Genomic DNA, 18,346 nt, shown 5'->3' on the forward strand with positions numbered 1-18,346 from the left:
ACGCGAGCCTGATGAAAAACGCCGGTCATCATGCGCCCGAAGCGGTTACTCCGCTCCGACCTCTGTACCCTCAAGGTTGAGGCTGAGCTTATCGCTCGCAGCGTCATCTTCATCGTCCATTTCTTTCATTTCAATCTCTTGCTCATCTTCACTCAAAATCTTAACGTCCATACCCAAGCTTTGCAGCTCTTTGATCAATACTTTGAATGACTCTGGGACACCAGGTTCCGGAACATTCTCACCTTTGACGATGGACTCATACGTTTTCACCCGACCGACAACGTCATCGGATTTAACGGTCAAGATTTCTTGCAAGGTATAAGCAGCACCATAAGCCTCAAGCGCCCATACTTCCATCTCCCCGAAACGTTGTCCACCGAATTGGGCTTTACCACCCAACGGCTGTTGCGTAACGAGAGAGTAAGGACCTGTGGAACGGGCATGGATTTTATCATCAACCATGTGTGCCAATTTGATCATGTGCATGACACCAACGGTAACTTCACGTTCAAACTCTTCACCTGTACGACCATCATACAGGACAGTTTTACCATTACGTTGCATCCCTGCTTCTTCCATCGTATCGAAGACGTCATACTCCTTCGCTCCGTCGAATACAGGAGTTGCTACGTGGATCCCGAGCTGCATTGCCGCCATACCCAAGTGAACTTCAAGTACTTGACCGATGTTCATCCGGGAAGGTACGCCCAGCGGGTTAAGAACGATCTGAACAGGTGTACCGTCCGGCAAGAAAGGCATATCTTCTTCCGGCAGGATACGAGCCACGACCCCTTTGTTACCGTGACGTCCGGCCATTTTATCACCCTCGGAAATTTTCCGTTTTTGAGCGATATATACACGAACGAGTTGGTTAACACCTGGAGGAAGCTCATCACCGTTTTCACGTGTGAAGACTTTAACGTCTACGACGATTCCGTCCGTACCGTGAGGTACACGCAAGGAAGTATCACGTACTTCACGTGCTTTCTCACCAAAGATTGCATGTAAGAGACGTTCTTCTGCAGTCAGTTCCGTTACACCTTTCGGCGTCACTTTACCTACCAGAATGTCACCAGCAGCAATTTCGGCACCGATGCGGATAATACCACGCTCATCCAGATTACGCAGCGCTTCTTCCCCAACGTTAGGGATATCACGTGTAATCTCTTCAGGTCCGAGCTTCGTATCACGCGCTTCTGACTCATATTCCTCGATATGGATGGATGTATACACATCTTCCTTAACGAGTTTTTCACTGAGCAAAATCGCATCCTCGTAGTTGTAACCTTCCCAAGTCATGAAGGCAACAACAACGTTACGTCCCAGAGCCAATTCACCCATTTCCGTCGAAGGACCATCTGCAAGGATGTCGCCAGCTTTGACAACAGCACCTCTTTTGACGATCGGACGTTGGTTAATGCATGTTCCTTGGTTCGAACGCATAAATTTGTGTAATTTATATTTAACAATGTCGCCTTTGACTTCTTGGCCATCTACTTGCTCCACACGACGAAGCCAGATCTCGTTCGCAGAAGAGCGTTCAATAATCCCGTCATATTTGGAGACAATACATACACCAGAATCTTTTGCGGCTTTGTGTTCCATACCTGTTCCTACAAGCGGAGCTTTAGGAATCAAGAGAGGAACGGCTTGCCGCTGCATGTTCGATCCCATGAGCGCACGGTTGGAGTCATCGTTCTCAAGGAATGGAATGAGCGCTGTAGCGACGGATACAACCTGCTTAGGAGATACGTCCATGTAGTCAACTCGCTCACTCGGCATCGTAAGGATGTTATCCGATTGCTTGTTGTAACGTACGATGATCGCTTCTTCAGCAAATGTTCCATCTTCATTCAGCTTCGCGTTCGCTTGAGCGACAACATAGTTGTCCTCTTCGTCTGCTGTCAGGTAATCGATCTGCTCAGTTACAACACCCGTCTTCGGATCTACCCAACGATATGGAGCTTCAATGAAGCCATATTCGTTTACACGAGCAAACGTAGACAAGGAGTTAATCAAACCAATGTTTGGTCCCTCTGGTGTCTCGATCGGACACATCCGGCCATAGTGGGATGGATGCACGTCACGGACTTCCATGCCGGCACGCTCACGCGTCAAACCACCTGGTCCGAGTGCGGACAGACGACGTTTATGCGTCAACTCACCCAGTGGGTTCGTTTGATCCATAAACTGTGACAATTGAGAGCTACCGAAGAACTCTTTAATCGATGCGATAACAGGACGTATGTTGATCAAAGCCTGAGGCGTAATCACGTTAGCATCCTGAATAGACATTCTCTCACGAACTACACGCTCCATACGGGACAAACCGATACGGAACTGATTCTGCAAGAGCTCACCTACGGAACGCAGACGACGGTTACCCAGGTGATCGATATCATCTGTGCTACCAATGCCGTGCAATAGGTTAATGAAGTAACTGATTGATGAAATGATATCTGCCGGTGTGATGTTCTTAACTGATTTGTCAATGTTAGCATTAGCAATCAATTTAACAACTTTACCGTCTTCAATCGGTGAGAACACATCAATGGTTTGCATAGGGATATCATTGGCATCCAAAACGCCGTTCGCAACATGATATGTGCGGAAGCCAACGCTCTTCTCCAGATGCGGCATGATTTCGTCGAGCAAACGACGGTCAACCATTTGACCTGCTTCAGCAATGATTTCACCAGTTTCGGTATCAACCAGGGACTCAGCCAAACGTTGGTTGAACAAACGATTTTTGATGTGAAGCTTTTTGTTGATTTTGTAACGACCTACATTAGCCAGGTCATAACGTTTTGGATCAAAGAAACGCGCTACGAGTAAGCTCTTCGCATTATCAAGCGTAGGTGGCTCACCCGGACGAAGACGCTCATAAATTTCAATCAGCGCTTTCTCCGTAGAATCCGTGTTGTCTTTATCCAGTGTGTTGCGGATATATTCGTCATTACCGAGCAGATCCAGAATCTCAGCGTCTGTGCCAAAACCAAGTGCACGCAGGAGAACCGTCACCGGTATTTTACGTGTGCGGTCGATCCGGACATAAACAACGTCCTTCGCGTCCATCTCCAGTTCGAGCCAAGCGCCGCGGTTAGGAATAACTGTCGCGGTATACGTCTTTTTGGCATTCTTATCTACTTTAGTGCTGAAGTAAACGCTAGGAGAGCGAACCAACTGGCTGACAATAACCCGTTCCGCACCATTAATAATAAATGTGCCAGTTTCGGTCATCAGCGGGAAATCTCCCATGAATACTTCCTGCTCCTTGACTTCGCCGGTTTCCTTATTAATGAGCCGGACTTTGACCCGAAGCGGTGCTGCATAAGTAACGTCACGCTCTTTAGCGTCGTCTACTGTATACTTCGGTTCTCCGAGACTGTAATCGATAAATTCCAAAATCAAATTGCCTGTAAAATCCTGGATCGGCGAGATATCCTGGAACATTTCGCGCAACCCTTCCTCCAAAAACCAATCATAAGATTTTTGTTGGATTTCAATCAGGTTCGGAACTTCGAGTATCTCGTTAATTCGTGCATAACTGCGCCGAGTGCGTCGACCATATTGAACAAGATGTCCTGCCAACTTAAACTCACCCCTCAATGTCTACTCACTTTAAAAATTTCGTTGCGAACCTCTGTTTGTAACCTTATAATGGTACACATACAGAGCAAAGCAATGCATCCACAAATAAAGAAAAGCCCTTACTCGAAATGTCGTTCGAAAAAAGAGCAACTTTGATCGGCGGATGTCTTCCAAAACATTCTTATCCCCAGTTTGCCCAAAATGTACATATTATACGCCAAACGTTGGCATAATAAGCCCGTTCGGCGTAAAAAAAGGTTGACATTTTTAGTTAGCTAAAGCCAAGTAGGGCATCTTAATACTGACATTTTACAATAATACCACGGCCTGAATTTCAAGTCAATAGTCCTATTGCAAAAAAAATGCTCCACTGCTTACTTTACAAATCGGAAATCAGCCTTCAGCGACTTCTCCCGTTTTCACCGCTTTGAAAATCCGGTAGCCTTTATCCTTTGTGACTTCCTCTACTCTTCCAAACAAAGACTCTAACTTCGATTTTGCCGAAGGAGCTCCCTGCTTCTTCTGAATGACGATCCACAACGAACCACCAACCTTCAAATGACGATGAGCCTGTTCAAATATAGTATGAACCGTTTCTTTCCCAGCCCGTATAGGTGGATTGGTTAGAATAACGTCAAAGTCTTCCTTTTTTACTTCAGCCAGTAGATTACTTTGCATGACGGTAACATTGTTAATTCCATTCGCTTTTGCATTTTCTTTGGAAAGTTCAACAGCTCTCTCGTTGATATCAATCATGGTGACATGCCCATCCGGTACAAGCTTCGCTGCTGTAAGACCCATCGGGCCGTATCCGCAACCCACATCAAGAACGTGAGCTCCTGACGGAATATCCATCACATCAATTAACACTCTGCTGCCATAATCAATTCCGTTTTTGGAAAACACACCGGCGTCTGTCACGAACCGCAGACTAAATCCACGAAGCGTCGTTTCAGTCGCTCTCCGATCATGCGCTACTTGCGGTTTGTCCGAATAATAATGATTGGACATGTCCTCACTCACTTTCCATTTGCAATTACAGCAACAAACCCCTTGATATAAGTCAAGGGGTTTGTTGTTTTGTTCATTCAGCTTGGATAAGCTAAATTATTTAACTTCGATTGTAGCGCCTGCTTCTTCCAATTTAGCTTTGATAGTTTCAGCTTCTTCTTTGCTTACTTTTTCCTTCAATGCTTTTGGAGCGTTGTCAACTACTTCTTTAGCTTCTTTCAAGCCAAGACCAGTGATTTCGCGAACTGCTTTGATAACGTTGATTTTGGAAGCGCCAGCGCTTGCCAAGATTACGTCGAACTCGGATTGCTCAGCTTCAGCTGCAGCAGCTCCGCCACCTGCAACAGCTACTGGAGCTGCAGCAGTTACGCCGAATTCTTCTTCGATTGCTTTAACAAGATCGTTCAGTTCCAGTACAGTCATGCCTTTGATTGCTTCCAAGATTTGCTCTTTACTCATGATTGAACCTCCATATATAATTTTATTTTTTTGTATTTCATTACTGCTAAGCAGTATTCAGATCAAGTAGCTTACGCGCCTTGTTCTTCTTTGTCTGCAACAGCTTTAACCGCAAGCGCGAAGTTGCGCACTGGCGCTTGAAGCACGCTGAGGAGCATGGAAAGGAGACCTTCGCGGGATGGAAGTTCTGCCAATGCTTTAACTTCTTCTTCTCCGATTACGCGACCTTCTACAACTGCACCTTTCAATTTCAGTGCATCGTTCTTTTTCGCGAAGTCGTTCAGAATTTTGGCTGGAGCTACAGCGTCTTCTCCGCTGAATGCAATTGCAGTAGGTCCTGTCAGAACGCTATCGAGTTCTGTCAATTCTGCTGCAGCAGTCGCACGGCGAAGCAACGTGTTTTTCAGCACTGTGAATTCGATTCCTGCTTCACGAAGTTGCTTACGCAACTCAGTTACTTGGGCAACGTTCAATCCGCGATAGTCAACAACAACTGTAGTTGCGCTCTCGCGCAATTTTGCTGTAACTGCATCAACGGACTCTTGTTTTGCTTGAATCACTTTTGCGTTTGCCAATCTGTACACCTCCTGATCAAATTTATCCCATTAAGAAAAGCCTCCGTAGAATCACGAAGGCTTGATATATACTCATCATCGATTTACATCGTTCTAAGTTCTATAATCACACCTCGGTAGGAAATTAAGCCAGATGGCACCTACTGTCTACGGCAAGCATATTCAAATGTCAACGGTCAGTCACTCGGACTCACAACTTTTATAGAATACCAGAACAGGGCGAACCTGTCAAGAATATTTTATCTAAAAGCTGCTGCGTTCACGCGTGCACCAGGGCCCATCGTAGAAGAAATGCTGATATTCTTCAGATAAACACCTTTTGCTGCCGCCGGTTTAGCACGGTTCAAAGCATCCATGAGAGCTTTGAAGTTCTCATTAAGTTGCTCGTTAGAGAAAGAAGCTTTACCGATCGGTGCGTGAATTTGACCTGCACGATCCAGACGATATTCGATTTTACCGGCTTTAATTTCTTGAACAGCCTTAGTTACATCGAAAGTTACCGTTCCGGCTTTAGGGTTAGGCATCAGACCTTTACCGCCGAGCAGTCGGCCCAATTTACCTACTTCACTCATCATATCTGGTGTCGCTACGCAGACGTCGAATTCGAACCAGCCTTGTTGGATTTTGTTGATCATGTCTGCATCACCAACATAGTCCGCGCCAGCCGCTTCCGCTTCTTTCGCTTTGTCACCTTTTGCAAATACCAATACGCGTTGTGTTTTACCTGTGCCGTGTGGCAAGACAACAACACCACGTACAGCCTGGTCTTGCTTACGAGGGTCTACACCCAAACGTACTGCTGCTTCGATTGTTTCATCGAATTTTGCAGTGGCTGCCTTTTTCACAAGCTCTACAGCTTCTGAAGGCTCGTAAGTTGCTTCGCTGTCGATCAGCTTAGCAGCTTCCAGGTATTTTTTACCGTGTTTAGCCATGTTTTATTCCTCCTTTGTGGTGTTAGCGGATATACCTCCCACATCAACCGGTCGCGAATCGACCGGTTTTACGAAGCTATGATTTCAGATGAAAATTAGTCTTCGATGGTGATACCCATGCTGCGGGCAGTACCTTCGACCATACGCATTGCGGACTCAACGTCTGCTGCATTCAGGTCAGGCATTTTTGTTTCCGCGATTTGACGTACCGCATCACGTTTAACGGTAGCGACTTTTTTCTTGTTCGGCTCGCCAGATCCTTTTTCAACTTTAGCTGCCACTTTCAACAGAACTGCTGCCGGTGGAGTTTTAGTGATGAATGTAAAGGAACGGTCTTCGAATACAGAAATCTCAACTGGAATAATCAATCCCGCTTGATCGGCTGTACGAGCGTTGAATTCTTTACAGAATGCCATGATGTTGACACCTGCTTGACCCAATGCTGGACCTACCGGAGGCGCTGGATTCGCTTTACCTGCTGGAATCTGAAGTTTTACCATTTTGATTACCTTTTTTGCCATGATTGACACCTCCTTGCAAAATAGTGGTTAGCGAACCTCTCGGTTCTCCCACAAGAAACTTGAAGAAACTATATCTTCTCCACTTGCGTATATTCCAACTCAAGCGGTGTTTCCCGTCCAAACATGTTCACATGCACTTTCAACTTGCTTTTGTCTACCAAAATCTCTTCCACGGAGCCCACAAAATTCGCAAAAGGACCAACTTTAATACGTACGGATTCCTTAATATCGAATTCAATTTTCGGCTTCGGTTCAACCATGCCCATATGCTTCAGAATTTGTTCCACTTCTTCAGGCAACAGTGCAGTTGGTTTGGACCCGGAACCTGTCGAACCGACAAATCCCGTAACACCTGGTGTGTTGCGAACAACATACCAAGAGTCATCCGTTTGGATCATTTCAACCAAGACATAACCGGGGTAAACTTTACGCATAACGGTCTTTTTCTTACCGTCTTTGTTCACCACTTCTTCTTCCATCGGAACAAGAACGCGGAAAATCTTGTCTTCCATGCCCATGGACTCTACGCGTTTTTCCAAATTGGCTTTGACCTTATTCTCATACCCTGAATAGGTATGAACGACGTACCATCTTTTTTCCATATCAAGCCACCTGGGACCCTTCTTAAATAATCGCTTCGATCACAAAGGAGATGCCGATGTCAACGACCCAAAAAAACAGCGTCATAACCACAACAGTACCAAGAACAATCAACGTGTAGTTGGTAAGCTCTTTGCGATTAGGCCAGCGAACTTTTTTAAGTTCAGCCCAGCTTTCTGAGAAAAAGGAAATCAGAGATTTGAAACTTCGTTTCACGCCGACTACACCTCCCAAAAACTATCTGGTTTCGCGATGAGAAGTCTGCTCGTTACAAAACTTGCAAAATTTCTTCATCTCCATGCGGTCGGGGTGATTACGCTTGTTTTTTGTCGTTGTGTAATTTCTTTGTTTGCAGTTAGTACAAGCCAAAGTAATAATTACCCGCATGATGTACACCTCCCGAAGACTTCCGCTCAAGCAGAGTCTCTAAATTGATCCTAAAAAAAAAGCCGCGAATTTAGGCCTACCTAAAACACTTTATCATAAGGGTATAACCATGTCAACGAAAGAATAGCCTTTCATTGCTGGGTAAAAGTTCCGTGCGTCTGCATTCGGCAACATATCTCTGATTTTCTCTCTTCTCCTACTTGGATCGAACGATTACTAGTATTATCAATCTTTTATTTTATAAACTTAAAGCAGCAAAAAAAGACTCAAACCCCGAGCCTTTTCCGTCAACGACAACAATTGTTCAATTATCTCGAACTTCCAAATACTTTTCAAGTTTTCGCTTCACACGCTGTAGCGCATTATCAATGGACTTCACATGTCTGTCCAGATCAACCGCGATTTCTTGATAAGATCTCCCGTCCAGATACAACATTAATACTTTACGTTCCAGATCACTCAAAATCTCTGACATCTTATCTTCCAGGCCCACAAACTCTTCCTGATTAATGATAAGTTCCTCAGGATCACTAACCTGGGTTCCACAAATCACATCGAGTAAGGTACGATCGGATTCTTCATCATAAATAGGCTTGTCCAGAGACACATAAGAATTAAGCGGAATGTGCTTTTGACGTGTTGCTGTCTTAATCGCTGTAATGATCTGCCGTGTAATACACAGCTCAGCGAAAGCTTTGAACGAAGCCAATTTGTCACCCTTAAAATCTCGAATAGATTTATAGAGTCCTATCATTCCTTCTTGAATAATATCTTCCCGGTCTGCCCCAATCAGAAAATAAGATCTTGCCTTGGCGCGTACAAAGTTGCGATATTTGTTAATCAAAAACTCCAGCGCTTCGCTTTCACCTTCACGGACCGCTTCGACAATGTCTTCGTCACTTTGGTAATCATACTTAGATAACATGATATCTTTGAGGTCGACACTCACAGACAATCCCTCCGGCTGCAACGCAAGGTACCCCGTTACTCTACTCTATGAAATATAGGACAAGTATATATGATGCTACCTTACACCGTCAACCACGCTCTGCCTAAAAAAGAACATGAATAACATAATTGTCAAGACTTTCAATATTGTAATATCTGTAAAAACTAAGATCATTCCCTGCGCCAGCGTTCAAATTGTTTCAAAACATCTGGACTGAGTTTCCCCCCAAGTGTATTGCGTGTCGTTTGAGACTGCCTCTCTTCCAGACGTTTCTGCAGCTCTTTTTCGTTCTGCTCTACTTCAATCAGCAGTTCCCTAGCAGACACACGCAAAGCTCCCTGTCCAAAAATGACGTGTTGCTCTACCATATCACTTGTAGCCACATAGATTTGTCGTCTTCGCATACTGAGTTCCCGAACGAGTCTCTCAATGCATTCATCCGCCGTCTCTTTTTCCTTTGTGAAATAAATTTGTATTTTGCTCTGTGTAAAGGATTTGCCGAGTCCGGGCACGAGGTAGGCGTCAAAAACAACAATGACCTTTCGGCCAGAGAAGGCCTGATAGTCAGCAAGACGCGATAGAAGCCGGTTGCGCGCTTCTTCCAATCCATTTTGCGCTAACTTAGACAGCTCTGGCCAATCACCGATCATGTTGTACCCGTCTACAAGAAGCACATCACGGGAGTCAGCCATAGTTTCTATTCCTGCACTTGGCGTGACCGGAGCACTTCATACATCACTACACCCGCAGCAACGGATGCGTTAAGCGAGTTAATCTGGCCCTGCATCGGCAATTTAATCAACACATCACATTTTTCACGGATGAGACGCCCCATACCTTTGTTCTCATTTCCAATCACGAGCGCTACAGGTCCTGTGAAGACCCCATTGCCAAATACATTTTCTTTAGCAGTAACATCCGTGCCAACTACCCACACGCCTTCTTCCTTGAGACGATCAATCGTTTGCCCCAAATTACTTACGCGTGCTACCGGTACATATTCAACAGCTCCTGCAGAGGTTTTGGATACTGTAGCAGTAACTGCTGCTGACCGACGTTTAGGCACAATGACACCATGAGCGCCTGTGCAGTCTGCCGTCCGCAAAATGGATCCAAGGTTGTGTGGATCTTCGATTTCGTCGAGCAAAATCAGAAATGGGTGTTCCCCCTTCGCTTTAGCTGCGGCAAGAATATCTTCTACCTCAACGTAAGCATAAGGCGCAGCTTGTGCTACAACCCCCTGATGCTGTATACCTGGAACGGTCTGATCCAATTTACGCTTGTCCACATGTTGGATCACAATCCCTAGCTTTTTCGCTTCTGCAATAATCGGCTGGGTCAGATGCTTTTGAGCTGTATCGGCAATCCATATTTTATTAATGGTTCGACCTGAGCGTAGTGCCTCCGTTACGGAGTGTTTACCAGCGATCCATTCTTCTTCCATTGTTGTTCGATCCTCTCTATAACGCTGCGCGAGACTCTGTTAATTAGACAAAACTCACGTAGCGGCTTCGTTGAAATTCAATTATTTTGTCGAAGATTGCGCTTGCTGTTCCGCATGCTCAATCCCACGACCAATCAATGCAATCATGCGATCATGTTGACCGCTGCTATACAAATAGCCGATCAGACATTCCAGCGCCGTGGCATGTCTATACTCTAGAACATCCGCATTTTTAGGAATGGAACCAGACTTGGCGTTTCGCCCTTGGCGAACCATGTCGCGTTCTTCTTCGGTCAGCTCTGGTTCAATCCCTGTAAGAATACGGCTCTGAGCCTTGGCTGATACGAGCCCTGTCGCACTGCGATGCAGGTGATTTGGGCGCATATTCGCTTTAGATAACAAATACTGACGTACCGCCACCTCGTACACAGCGTCCCCAATATAAGCAAGTGCAATTGGAGGAATCAGACGCGCAGGCCGTGAGGGGGGATAAGGAAACCAGCCCCCATCCGTGACATGCGTTGTTTTTTCTTCAGATTCCACCTGCTTCTTCTCACCTACTACTGACGAGGCCGCTTCTGTAAGTTCGGCAATTTCAGACATTTTTTTTGGCTGCTCCTCACTCATTTGCGCCGCCATCTCATCCCTTGAGCTGTATCCTCAAGCAATATTCCCTGTGCAGATAGTTCATCACGGATCTCATCAGCCCGAGCCCAATTTTTAGATTTACGCGCTTCTACACGTTCTTTGATCAAACGCTCAATCTCTTCATCTAGCAGTTCAGGCTCAGCGTCTGTATAGATGCGAAGCACTGCATTCAGTTCGCTGAACAATTCCAGCAGAGCACGAATATCGGCAGCATTCACCACATCCTGTTGTAACAATTGGTTCGCTTCACCAGCCCATTCAAATAAAGCTGTGATTGCGTCAGGCGTATTGAAGTCATCTTGCATTTTCTCATGATACTGTTCACGAATCTGATCCAATCTTGTCGTAAACTCAGCTGAGCTCTCTCGATCTACAGTTACCGCCTGTAGACGATGCTTGAGATTAACCACCGCATTGGTAATCCGGTCTACACTGTTTTGTGCTTGCTCCATCGTATCCTCTGTAAAATTAAGCGGGTTACGATAGTGTGTAGATAACATGAAGTAACGAATAGCTTCACGTTTATATTGCGTACGAAGATCTTTAACCAGCACACCATTTCCTAGTGATTTGGACATCTTTTCATTATCGATACGGATAAACCCGTTATGCATCCAATAATTAGCCAGCGGTTTGCCTGTGAGCACCTCGGATTGAGCGCATTCGCACTCGTGGTGAGGGAACTGTAGATCCTGTCCGCCTCCATGGATATCCAACGTATCCCCGAGGTATTCCCGAGCCATGGCCGAGCATTCAATGTGCCAACCTGGACGTCCATCTCCCCATGGGCTAGACCAATAGATCTCCCCTGGCTTAGCAGCCTTCCACAGGACGAAGTCTTCCGGGTTCTCTTTACGTTCGTCCACACCGATCCGAATGCCGAACTGAAGTTCTTGCAGATTCTGCTTAGATAATTTACCATACTCCGCAAACTTGCTAGTACGATAGTATACATCCCCACCGTTTTCGTATGCGATACCCTTATCCACCAGCTCACGGATGAAATCAATAATGAGCGGCATGTTCTCGGTAACTCTCGGATTACTACTCGCCTTAGGAATGCCTAAACCTTCAAGGTCTTCGTAATAGGCTGCAATGAACTTCTCTGCTACATGGGGTACGTCTGTACCGAGCTGCTCTGCTTTGCGGATAAGCTTATCGTCAACATCTGTAAAGTTAACGACATAATTCACGTCATGTCCGATCTGTTCCAAGTACCCGCGAACCGTGTCGAAGAAAATCACTGGACGTGCATTGCCAATATGAATGTAATCATATACCGTCGGCCCGCACACATACATCTTCACTTTCCCCGGCTCTTGGGGAACGAATTCTTCTTTTGTACGGCTCATTGTATTGTAAATTTGAAGCGTCATGGTCACTTTCCTTTCGTTCTTTTCCGCATGTAATGAATGAGTTGAACTTATATAGTAATCAACTTCATCCCATGCTTCCTTTATTTATTGTATCACGCGAAGGTTCCATTTCACGGGTATTCTGCATCGTACGTACCTCTTCCCGCAAACGTTCAATCTCTTGTTGCATGCTTCGCAAAGAATCAATGACCGGATCTGGTAGCTGTTGATTCAGACGATCGACACGGCGCCCATCCTGTTTGACGATTCTCCCCGGAATACCTACAACCGTACTATTCGCTGGCACCTCTTTCAGTACAACCGAGTTGGCGCCAATGTTACATTGATCCCCCACACGGAACGAACCAAGCACTTTGGCACCTGACGAGATAACCACATTATTACCAATTGTCGGATGTCTCTTACCTTTTTCTTTTCCCGTGCCCCCAAGAGTAACCCCTTGATAGATAACAACATCGTCACCGATCTCACACGTTTCACCAATAACTACACCCATTCCATGGTCAATAAACAATCGATTACCAATCGTCGCACCAGGGTGGATTTCGATTCCTGTCATAAAACGGCTAATCTGTGAAATGAACCGAGCGAACGAGAAGAACCTTCGCTTGTATAAAAAATGCGCGATCCGATGCGCCCATATCGCATGCAGCCCTGAGTAAGTAAATACAACCTCAAACCATCCCCGGGCCGCTGGATCGTTTTCAAACACCGCCTGGATATCTGATCTGATCTTCTTAAACATGCTCGTTCCCCTCTTGTTCAGGTTCTCGTCCTCCGGCTTACCGGACGGCGCATTCCTTGATAGTGTACTACTAGCTTTACACCTATGCACATGTTAGGACTCCGTACCGCTGTAACTGAAATTCAACACCGCTGTGATTTGATTATCTTTGAAAGAGTTACACGTCCAGACAACCAAAAAACGCCCCTGTAGCTATGTAAGCTACAGAGGCGTTGATCGCGGTCCCACTCTGCTCAGTTCACCTGTATAACAATGAACCCTCAAACGGTTTAATAACGGGAACCAACCGTCACAACCTATCCTAACGTTTTCCCTTGTCCTAATCGACAAGGGCGGGGCTGGATTCGGCTATGCAGCTCACAGGCGCATTTCGGTTGACGGACAGCGGATGGCTCACAGCCACCGCACCAAAGAACTTCATTCTTTAGGCGGGGCCATCCTCTCTGAATCTGTCCGGCTCAACGTACTCCTCCCGGTCTTTGCTGTTCTATATAGATAAATCATATCATTTATTCGTTGTGTTGCTATTATATCGAAAAGGGTTGAGACTGACAACAGCCTTCCCCTGTAATCGACACACAACTACAGACGAATCACTGACTTCGTCAGATTATGCCCCTTTTACTTGAGCATGCAATCGTTCAATCACCGTGTCTCGACCAAGCAATACAATCGTTTGATTGAGATCGCGGCCATGTGTCTGCCCTGTTAGCGCTACACGAATTGGCATAAAGAGCTGTTTGCCTTTAAATCCAGTTTCTTTTTGTACTTCTTTGATAAGTGCTGCCATCTTGCTTGGCGTGAACTCATCACTTGCTTGAACTTTATCAGCAAAAGCTTTCAGTACAGTCGGCACCTGCTCTTCAGCGAGTACTGCCGCAGCTTCAGCCTCCAGTTCAAGATCTGAACGGAAGAATACTTCGGACAATTCTACGATATCTGAAGCTGCTGTCATCTGCTCTTGGTAGAGATGAACGAGTGTATAAGCCCATTCTTTCTGCTCAGCTGACAGTTCAGAAGCAATCCGTCCTGCCTTTTGCAGGTGAGGAATCGCCATTTCAGCAATCCGATCTGGATCTGCATTTTTGATATAGTGATTGTTCAAGTGTGCCAGTTTATTGGTATCAAATACCGCTGGGCTCTTAGATAAGCGCTTCGTATCAAAAATTTGGATGAGCTGCTCTTGTGAGAAGATCTCCTCTTCTCCTTCTGGCGACCAGCCAAGTAAGGAAATGAAGTTGAACATCGCTTCTGGCAAATAGCCGAGTTGATCATACTGTTCAATAAACTGAATAACGGATTCATCCCGTTTACTCAACTTTTTATGATTTTCATTTACAATCAACGTCATGTGACCAAATTGCGGCGGCTCCCAGCCCAGCGCTTCATAGATCATCAACTGACGCGGCGTATTGGAAATGTGATCTTCCCCGCGCAGTACGTGGGAGATTTTCATCAAGTGATCATCCACTGCTACTGCATAGTTGTACGTAGGAATGCCATCTTTTTTGACGATAACGAAGTCTCCAGACTCCTTGCTGTTGAACGAAATTGTTCCTTTGACCATATCATCAAACGTGTAGATCCGTTCCTCCGGTACACGGAAACGAATGCTCGCCACGCGGCCTTCTGCTTCAAAAGCACTGCGTTGCTCTGGTGTCAGATCCCGGTGTTTACCCGAATAACGCGGCGTCTCACCACGAGCTGTCTGCTCTTCGCGCTCTTGCTCCAATTCTGCTTCTGTGCAATAGCAATGGTATGCAAGCCCCTTATCCAACAGCTCTTGAGTATATTTGCGGTAGATATCCAGTCGTTCCGTCTGACGGTACGGTCCGTATTCTCCACCCACATCAATGCTCTCATCCCACTCGATGCCGAGCCACTTCAGATACTTCAGTTGACTTTCTTCCCCACCAGCAATGTTACGCTTCACATCCGTATCCTCAATACGAATAATGAATTTGCCGTTATTGTGTTTAGCATACAAGTAATTAAATAGCGCCGTACGGGCATTCCCGATATGCAGATGTCCCGTTGGACTCGGCGCGTAGCGCACGCGTACTTCCGTGCTCATAACTATCCCCTCCGTCTCTTCGTTGGTTGATGATATCACACGCGAACAAGGCAAACAACCGATTGAGCTGCAATGCCCTCTCCCCGACCTGGGAATCCGAGCTGCTCTGTCGTTGTTGCTTTGACATTCACTTGATCCACTTCTGCTTCCAGTACCTTAGCGATAACCTCAGCCATCTGTGGAATATAAGGAGCCATCTTCGGCTTCTGTGCAATGATGGTTGAATCGATGTTACCTAGGCGGTATCCCCGATCCTTCACAAGCTGCCACACATGTTCCAAAAGTTTTACACTGTCTGCATCCTTGAATTCCGGATCGGTGTCCGGGAAATGTTTGCCGATATCACCAAGTGCCAGCGCACCTAGAATAGCATCACTAATGGCATGTAACAGTACGTCAGCGTCCGAATGACCCAATAACCCTTTTTCATGAGGAATCGTCACTCCGCCAATAATGCAAGGTCTTCCCTCTACCAGCTGATGCACATCGAACCCTTGTCCTACACGAATCATTGCTCTTTCTCTCCCCTCAGCAAAAACGCGGCATACTGCAAATCTTCCGGCGTCGTTAACTTAATGTTCGTATAACTGCCTTCCACAATCTTGACCGTTATGCCCTGGCGCTCTGCCAGCATCGCATCATCTGTTCCTAGAAAACCATCCTTCTCTGCCGACTCATAAGCAAGCATCAACGCAGAAAGACGAAAAGCCTGCGGGGTTTGAATGCTCCACAGACTGCTGCGGTCTGGCGTCGCCGTAACGACACCTTCCGCATTCACTTGTTTAATCGTATCCTTAACCGGAACCGCCAGAATAGCACCGCCGCCAGACATCACAGTTGTCATGCAAGCGTTGATCTGTTCCCGGTTAACAAAAGGACGTACCCCGTCGTGAACGAGGACCCAATCCGTTCCTAAAGCCTTAAGGCCTTCATGAACCGAATGCTGTCGCTCTTTCCCGCCGGGGATGACACGAACTCGTGATTCCAGATGGTATTCTTTTACCCAATTCAGGCAGCGTTCAACATCTCCAGCTCCGGTCACCAGCACGATCTCGCGCATCTCATCCAGAGCCGCAAACACTTCAAGCGTATGTATGAAAACGGGCTTGTCCTGCAACAGCAGAAACTGCTTGCTCTCGGTTGTCCCCATCCGGGTTCCCCGACCTGCCGCCACAACGACAACGCCCCACCCTTTATCCATGCCGCAATCCCTGCCTTGTCAGTCAGTTTATCGTCCGCCATATCAAATGCCGCAAGCGATATCCAATATGTGCTACGATACACTACCCATCATACCGTTTTTACTGGGCTTTTTCCAACAGTTTTGGCTTTGCAAAAATCATTCGTCCAGCGGATGTCTGAAGTACACTGGTCACCAGCACTTCCATCATCATACCAATATACTCACGTCCACCTTCTACAACGATCATCGTACCGTCATCCAAATATGCTACGCCCTGACCATGTTCCTTACCATCCTTAATGATCTGCACCATAATCTCTTCACCTGGTAACACGACCGGCTTAACCGCATTCGCCAAATCGTTGATGTTCAACACAGATACACCCTGGAGTTCACACACCTTGTTTAGGTTAAAATCATTCGTAACGACCTTGCCCTGAAGCACTTTAGCAAGCTTGACCAACTTGCTGTCCACCTCAGATATTTCTTCAAAGTCACCTTCATAAATAAGCACCTTAACGTCGAGCTCTTTCTGAATTTTATTCAGAATATCTAGTCCTCGCCGTCCTCTATTTCGTTTTAACAGGTCGGATGAATCGGCGATATGCTGTAATTCTTCCAAAACAAATTCAGGGATGACAATCGTGCCTTCAATAAATCCGGTTTTGCAAATATCTGCAATCCGTCCATCAATAATTACGCTCGTATCCAAAATCTTGTGTTCCTCTAACCGTCGCCCTTCATCTTGTTCAGGATGCCCCCATCGCCCAGACATCCAGAAGGCCGCTAGATCGTCTTTTTTGGCTAGTGCAAGCATGTACCCCGAATATGCACTAACAACCGTCAGTGCTACTTGGAGCACCTCTCCGGCTGTCCCTAACCATGTTAAGCAAGGATAGAGCAACAACGCCACAAGTAGACCTGTAACCGTACCTACTGCCCCTGCTGCTAATTCATTCATAGGCACTTTTGCCAAAGCATTGATTCCATTATGCAGTCGATCGGCGATCAGTGTGCCACCTAGATTGCATGCAGCCATAAATAATACGGCTCCCAGCGCAGTGGATACCCCAGCTCCCAAGAGCCCTGCGGATTGAATCCATTCTGCCATCCAAGGGATGGATTTGCCTGCCAGATGATATGCTGTATAGCCGAACCATGCTCCGCACAATCCTGTAAAAGTTAAAATGCCTTTTTTCCACATACGTCCCTGCACCTCCTTCATGATATTTCCAACTTCATATCCAGTATGATCCAATTCCTAAAATGCTAATCCCTTAAACAAGAACTTTTTGGAAAAGATGCAATCCTTAGTTGAAAGAAGATAAAAAATTGGCATATAATGAATTCAATTCATATCCCGAGGTGAGTAGCAAAATGAGTACGCTAAGTTTACAGGCTTTTCAGGATCAAGTTTCTGAGCTGTTATTGCGTCACCGCAGTTTGATTGATGTGCTGTCCAAAACGGGACAAGCCGGGGCTTCGGTCAACCGTGCCGTATCCAAGGCCATTACCGAATGCGGCTGCATTGAGCTGCACGCTACGAAGCAACAGTACGCCCCTGAGAGTGGTATTGCTCAGACCAAGGGTTTACTGGAGACGCATGTCGAAGGTGAATTGTGCGAGAATTGTAAAGAGGTTATCAGTTCCGAATTAGGACGCAACCTGTTTTATATGTCTGCTCTCTGCAATCTCTTGGACATCAACATGGAAGAGGTCGTGAATCACGAGTCACAGAAATGTTCGACGTTAGGGATGTTCAATTTGTCATAAACAATGCATCATCATTGCACAAAGTTGGTTGTTACCGTATAGATTGGAATAACGAGAAAAAGCACGTGACTCCGAAGT

The 18,346-nt window shown here is 46.1% G+C and carries 20 protein-coding genes and 1 other annotated feature; of the genes, 1 reads left to right on the forward strand and 19 read right to left on the reverse strand.

Translation table 11 applies throughout. The features are described from left to right. Positions 1 to 45 precede the first annotated feature (45 nt). The 19 genes from rpoB to M3636_RS28130 all read right to left on the reverse strand — a co-directional run bounded on the left by rpoB (position 46) and on the right by M3636_RS28130 (position 17,699). Complete coding sequence (gene rpoB / locus M3636_RS28040; protein WP_128103681.1) at positions 46 to 3,591, reverse strand: DNA-directed RNA polymerase subunit beta; 3,546 nt, start codon at positions 3,589 to 3,591, stop codon at positions 46 to 48. A gap of 393 nt (positions 3,592 to 3,984) precedes the next feature. Next, a complete protein-coding gene (locus M3636_RS28045; protein ID WP_128103682.1) occupies positions 3,985 to 4,602 on the reverse strand; it encodes a class I SAM-dependent methyltransferase in 618 nt (205 codons plus the stop codon). A 96-nt stretch (positions 4,603 to 4,698) separates the two neighbouring features. After that, positions 4,699 to 5,061 carry a 50S ribosomal protein L7/L12 gene (rplL, locus tag M3636_RS28050; protein WP_056697662.1) on the reverse strand — a complete coding sequence of 121 codons (363 nt, stop codon included), beginning with the start codon at positions 5,059 to 5,061 and terminating at the stop codon, positions 4,699 to 4,701. A gap of 71 nt (positions 5,062 to 5,132) precedes the next feature. Beyond that, entirely contained in the window at positions 5,133 to 5,636 is a 504-nt protein-coding gene (gene rplJ, locus M3636_RS28055; protein ID WP_128103683.1) for a 50S ribosomal protein L10, read from the reverse strand. A 24-nt stretch (positions 5,637 to 5,660) separates the two neighbouring features. Beyond that, positions 5,661 to 5,807: a sequence feature (ribosomal protein L10 leader region), on the reverse strand. A gap of 68 nt (positions 5,808 to 5,875) precedes the next feature. After that, positions 5,876 to 6,568, reverse strand: a complete 693-nt coding sequence (gene rplA, locus M3636_RS28060; RefSeq protein WP_056697658.1) for a 50S ribosomal protein L1 — start codon at positions 6,566 to 6,568, stop codon at positions 5,876 to 5,878. Between the two features lie 95 nt (positions 6,569 to 6,663). Continuing rightward, on the reverse strand, positions 6,664 to 7,089 hold the full coding sequence (gene rplK, locus M3636_RS28065) for a 50S ribosomal protein L11 (RefSeq protein ID WP_017692062.1): 426 nt from the start codon (positions 7,087 to 7,089) through the stop codon (positions 6,664 to 6,666). A gap of 68 nt (positions 7,090 to 7,157) precedes the next feature. Beyond that, positions 7,158 to 7,691 (reverse strand): transcription termination/antitermination protein NusG, encoded by a 534-nt coding sequence (gene nusG, locus M3636_RS28070; protein WP_056697652.1) that lies wholly within the window; start codon positions 7,689 to 7,691, stop codon positions 7,158 to 7,160. Positions 7,692 to 7,713: 22 nt separating this feature from the next. Further along, positions 7,714 to 7,905: a preprotein translocase subunit SecE gene (gene secE / locus M3636_RS28075; RefSeq protein WP_056697649.1), complete on the reverse strand. Its 192-nt coding sequence runs from the start codon at positions 7,903 to 7,905 to the stop codon at positions 7,714 to 7,716. A 21-nt stretch (positions 7,906 to 7,926) separates the two neighbouring features. Continuing rightward, positions 7,927 to 8,076, reverse strand: a complete 150-nt coding sequence (gene rpmG, locus M3636_RS28080) for a 50S ribosomal protein L33 (RefSeq protein WP_072735843.1) — start codon at positions 8,074 to 8,076, stop codon at positions 7,927 to 7,929. A 304-nt stretch (positions 8,077 to 8,380) separates the two neighbouring features. Further along, positions 8,381 to 9,025 carry an RNA polymerase sporulation sigma factor SigH gene (gene sigH / locus M3636_RS28085; protein WP_024633601.1) on the reverse strand — a complete coding sequence of 215 codons (645 nt, stop codon included), beginning with the start codon at positions 9,023 to 9,025 and terminating at the stop codon, positions 8,381 to 8,383. 170 nt (positions 9,026 to 9,195) lie between these two features. Next, entirely contained in the window at positions 9,196 to 9,717 is a 522-nt protein-coding gene (locus tag M3636_RS28090; protein WP_128103684.1) for an NYN domain-containing protein, read from the reverse strand. 5 nt (positions 9,718 to 9,722) lie between these two features. After that, positions 9,723 to 10,469, reverse strand: a complete 747-nt coding sequence (gene rlmB / locus M3636_RS28095) for a 23S rRNA (guanosine(2251)-2'-O)-methyltransferase RlmB (protein ID WP_145410597.1) — start codon at positions 10,467 to 10,469, stop codon at positions 9,723 to 9,725. A gap of 81 nt (positions 10,470 to 10,550) precedes the next feature. Continuing rightward, entirely contained in the window at positions 10,551 to 11,072 is a 522-nt protein-coding gene (locus tag M3636_RS28100; RefSeq protein ID WP_251384652.1) for a Mini-ribonuclease 3, read from the reverse strand. Between the two features lie 20 nt (positions 11,073 to 11,092). Next, on the reverse strand, positions 11,093 to 12,493 hold the full coding sequence (gene cysS, locus M3636_RS28105) for a cysteine--tRNA ligase (protein WP_251384653.1): 1,401 nt from the start codon (positions 12,491 to 12,493) through the stop codon (positions 11,093 to 11,095). A 64-nt stretch (positions 12,494 to 12,557) separates the two neighbouring features. Continuing rightward, positions 12,558 to 13,238 carry a serine O-acetyltransferase gene (cysE, locus tag M3636_RS28110; protein ID WP_251384654.1) on the reverse strand — a complete coding sequence of 227 codons (681 nt, stop codon included), beginning with the start codon at positions 13,236 to 13,238 and terminating at the stop codon, positions 12,558 to 12,560. A gap of 610 nt (positions 13,239 to 13,848) precedes the next feature. Further along, positions 13,849 to 15,312, reverse strand: a complete 1,464-nt coding sequence (gltX, locus tag M3636_RS28115) for a glutamate--tRNA ligase (protein WP_128103687.1) — start codon at positions 15,310 to 15,312, stop codon at positions 13,849 to 13,851. A gap of 35 nt (positions 15,313 to 15,347) precedes the next feature. Beyond that, positions 15,348 to 15,824 (reverse strand): 2-C-methyl-D-erythritol 2,4-cyclodiphosphate synthase, encoded by a 477-nt coding sequence (ispF, locus tag M3636_RS28120; protein WP_056697632.1) that lies wholly within the window; start codon positions 15,822 to 15,824, stop codon positions 15,348 to 15,350. After that, entirely contained in the window at positions 15,821 to 16,513 is a 693-nt protein-coding gene (ispD, locus tag M3636_RS28125; RefSeq protein WP_128103688.1) for a 2-C-methyl-D-erythritol 4-phosphate cytidylyltransferase, read from the reverse strand. The genes ispF and ispD overlap by 4 nt, the downstream gene beginning before the upstream one ends. Positions 16,514 to 16,613: 100 nt before the next feature. After that, positions 16,614 to 17,699, reverse strand: a complete 1,086-nt coding sequence (locus M3636_RS28130; protein ID WP_128103689.1) for a PIN/TRAM domain-containing protein — start codon at positions 17,697 to 17,699, stop codon at positions 16,614 to 16,616. Between the two features lie 173 nt (positions 17,700 to 17,872). On the opposite strand from M3636_RS28130, the gene M3636_RS28135 reads away from it, so the two are divergent. Beyond that, on the forward strand, positions 17,873 to 18,268 hold the full coding sequence (locus M3636_RS28135; protein ID WP_056697625.1) for a nucleoside triphosphate pyrophosphohydrolase family protein: 396 nt from the start codon (positions 17,873 to 17,875) through the stop codon (positions 18,266 to 18,268). Positions 18,269 to 18,346 lie beyond the last annotated feature (78 nt).

It is taken from the genome of Paenibacillus sp. MER 99-2, assembly GCF_023714095.1.
GTDB lineage: Bacteria > Bacillota > Bacilli > Paenibacillales > Paenibacillaceae > Paenibacillus.

Coding starts and splice junctions, on each gene's coding strand:
- M3636_RS28045 (WP_128103682.1), bottom strand. CDS start 4,602: ATGTCCAATCATTATTATTCGGACAAACCGCAAGTAGCGCATGATCGG.
- gltX (WP_128103687.1), bottom strand. CDS start 15,312: ATGAGCACGGAAGTACGCGTGCGCTACGCGCCGAGTCCAACGGGACAT.
- ispD (WP_128103688.1), bottom strand. CDS start 16,513: ATGGATAAAGGGTGGGGCGTTGTCGTTGTGGCGGCAGGTCGGGGAACC.
- M3636_RS28135 (WP_056697625.1), top strand. CDS start 17,873: ATGAGTACGCTAAGTTTACAGGCTTTTCAGGATCAAGTTTCTGAGCTG.
- M3636_RS28130 (WP_128103689.1), bottom strand. CDS start 17,699: ATGTGGAAAAAAGGCATTTTAACTTTTACAGGATTGTGCGGAGCATGG.
- rpmG (WP_072735843.1), bottom strand. CDS start 8,076: ATGCGGGTAATTATTACTTTGGCTTGTACTAACTGCAAACAAAGAAAT.
- rplK (WP_017692062.1), bottom strand. CDS start 7,089: ATGGCAAAAAAGGTAATCAAAATGGTAAAACTTCAGATTCCAGCAGGT.
- rplL (WP_056697662.1), bottom strand. CDS start 5,061: ATGAGTAAAGAGCAAATCTTGGAAGCAATCAAAGGCATGACTGTACTG.
- M3636_RS28100 (WP_251384652.1), bottom strand. CDS start 11,072: ATGTCTGAAATTGCCGAACTTACAGAAGCGGCCTCGTCAGTAGTAGGT.
- nusG (WP_056697652.1), bottom strand. CDS start 7,691: ATGGAAAAAAGATGGTACGTCGTTCATACCTATTCAGGGTATGAGAAT.
- M3636_RS28090 (WP_128103684.1), bottom strand. CDS start 9,717: ATGGCTGACTCCCGTGATGTGCTTCTTGTAGACGGGTACAACATGATC.
- rlmB (WP_145410597.1), bottom strand. CDS start 10,469: ATGGAAGAAGAATGGATCGCTGGTAAACACTCCGTAACGGAGGCACTA.
- rplA (WP_056697658.1), bottom strand. CDS start 6,568: ATGGCTAAACACGGTAAAAAATACCTGGAAGCTGCTAAGCTGATCGAC.
- cysE (WP_251384654.1), bottom strand. CDS start 13,238: ATGTTTAAGAAGATCAGATCAGATATCCAGGCGGTGTTTGAAAACGAT.
- cysS (WP_251384653.1), bottom strand. CDS start 12,493: ATGACGCTTCAAATTTACAATACAATGAGCCGTACAAAAGAAGAATTC.
- ispF (WP_056697632.1), bottom strand. CDS start 15,824: ATGATTCGTGTAGGACAAGGGTTCGATGTGCATCAGCTGGTAGAGGGA.